A 1936-nucleotide genomic window follows, 5' to 3' on the forward strand; every position below is an offset into this window, starting at 1 on the left:
AAGCAAAAGCGTTTTTCAAAAGATGTTGCACCTGCATTTACAGCGCTACTTGATCGGGCTAAAAAGATGGGACAACTTTCAGAGTTAAAAACGAACCTGACAAAGTTGAGCGTATAAACTTTTTAAAATTGTATGCTCAAAACCGATTAAACTGATACAAGAAAAGCGCAGTTAAGCGCTTTTAGTGAATCAGACTTAGTTATTTTGATGCGGATAGCCGCATCAGTCTGGGGGTATTTTGTACGGTTCACTTTTACCACATTTCGGCCTTACAGTGATTTGTATCCGCAACGCCGTTTTAAGCGGGATCTACTAATCGATTTACTTGCTCAATTAAACTATCTAATTGAGTATCGAGATATTCTACTTTTTGTTCTAAATCTTGCTTATCTGATTCAAGTTCTTCAATTTTTTCTTGGAGCTTGTAGAAAGATCTATTTGTTTCAGGGAACCTGTGCATCTCGTGCCATACAACTAAAAAGATAGCGATATATGTTGCCCATGTTAACCAATCCATCAGAACGTCCTTATGCAATTTAGCCCTGTTAATGGGCAAAATATAGTTGGCTAGAATAAGCGATGAAGGAGCAAAAGCCAACTGTATTTTGTCCTTGTTAAACAGCTTGATACGTATTTACCAGTGATGTACTTTTTTAGCTGGTATTTTACTTACGTCAATCTTATTTTTATTTTCAAGGACTTTTATTTTATGATTAAGCTCATTAACTATATCCGCGTGCTCTTTCTTAATGCTAGAGATGGTTTCTTCATGTTTTTGAACGCTGATATCAAGTTTAGCGATGAGACCATCGATACTCTTATTTTCATTTTTCAAAGAAGACTCAAGAGTTCCGATCTTAACCGCTTGCCTAATAATGATACCAATAAGCAAAATAAAAACAGTGGTGCAAACTGCGATAATAGTGTTCATAGTGGCTCGATCCATTGATACCAACGCCCTGTTAACAGGCAATAAAATAGTTGGTTAAAATAGGCGACGAAGGAGCAAAAACCAACTGTTTTTTGTCCTTGTTTAACAGCTTGTTAGCTATAAGTTTGTATCAAGCTTGAGTAACTCACCTGATAAAACATTAAAGGTATAATAAATCGTGTCGTCTTCTGTAGCCGTATAAACCAAAACAAGATTATTATTGATAATTTGATAGCCCTCTATATTTTCCATAACTGATGTTAATTTAGAACCATCATACTCTGATACTAATAACTCTTTTTTATCATATTGGTTTAAGAAGCCATCTTTATTAGTGTCTTTTTTTGCTACCGAATATATGTTTTTACTTAGAATATTTCGGTACTGAGTTTCCTTCTCTTGAGTTGGTGAAAACTCAACAATTAGTGCATTGCTCGAAAATAATAAATTATTTTTTTCACCAACCTTAGTAAACATTAAATTAACTGCGTTGCTGCTTAAACTTAATGATGATGAAACAACTATCATTTCCGCATTGGCACTATAAGATTGTTCTTCCACTATTTTATCTGAGGTTATTTCTAATAAATGTACGTCTTTTATTTGACCTACATATCTTTTTTCTAATTTTGGTTTTTGGTGTTCTTTTTGCGCGTCATCATGATCAATAACTTGAACCGTTGGTTCAGAGTAATCCTTTCTTAGTAGATCCTTGATGATGTTTTTACCAATCGCAATAATTACAATTATCGCTGCGATAAATAGTAATACCTTATTGGATTTCTCAATGAAATTCATAATACGAGTGCCCAACTAGAACTCCTTATAGCTAACATTTGTATAAACGGCGCGCACACTTATCAGGTTAGACCTCTTAATATAAATTTAAAATAAGTTATTATAAATTAGTAGCTTAGAAAAAAATGACAACAAAAACGGAGGTGGCAAAGTGTGCACGCACGCTTTTCTGGTTAGACCACATCCTAAAAATCACTATTTAACGCT

3 protein-coding genes are annotated in these 1936 nt (G+C 34.0%); all 3 read right to left on the reverse strand.

The genetic code is table 11. From position 1 onward, the window contains the following. Positions 1 to 298: 298 nt before the first annotated feature. Positions 299 to 517, reverse strand: a complete 219-nt coding sequence (locus CJF42_RS25785; RefSeq protein WP_095369344.1) for a hypothetical protein — start codon at positions 515 to 517, stop codon at positions 299 to 301. A gap of 117 nt (positions 518 to 634) precedes the next feature. After that, positions 635 to 931 carry a hypothetical protein gene (locus CJF42_RS25790; RefSeq protein WP_141235694.1) on the reverse strand — a complete coding sequence of 99 codons (297 nt, stop codon included), beginning with the start codon at positions 929 to 931 and terminating at the stop codon, positions 635 to 637. A gap of 117 nt (positions 932 to 1048) precedes the next feature. Beyond that, on the reverse strand, positions 1049 to 1744 hold the full coding sequence (locus CJF42_RS25795; RefSeq protein WP_248985953.1) for a hypothetical protein: 696 nt from the start codon (positions 1742 to 1744) through the stop codon (positions 1049 to 1051). Positions 1745 to 1936: the final 192 nt, after the last annotated feature.

The sequence above is a fragment of the Pseudoalteromonas sp. NBT06-2 genome (assembly GCF_002276045.1).
Classification (GTDB): domain Bacteria; phylum Pseudomonadota; class Gammaproteobacteria; order Enterobacterales; family Alteromonadaceae; genus Pseudoalteromonas.

Coding starts and splice junctions, on each gene's coding strand:
- CJF42_RS25785 (WP_095369344.1), bottom strand. CDS start 517: ATGGATTGGTTAACATGGGCAACATATATCGCTATCTTTTTAGTTGTA.
- CJF42_RS25790 (WP_141235694.1), bottom strand. CDS start 931: ATGAACACTATTATCGCAGTTTGCACCACTGTTTTTATTTTGCTTATT.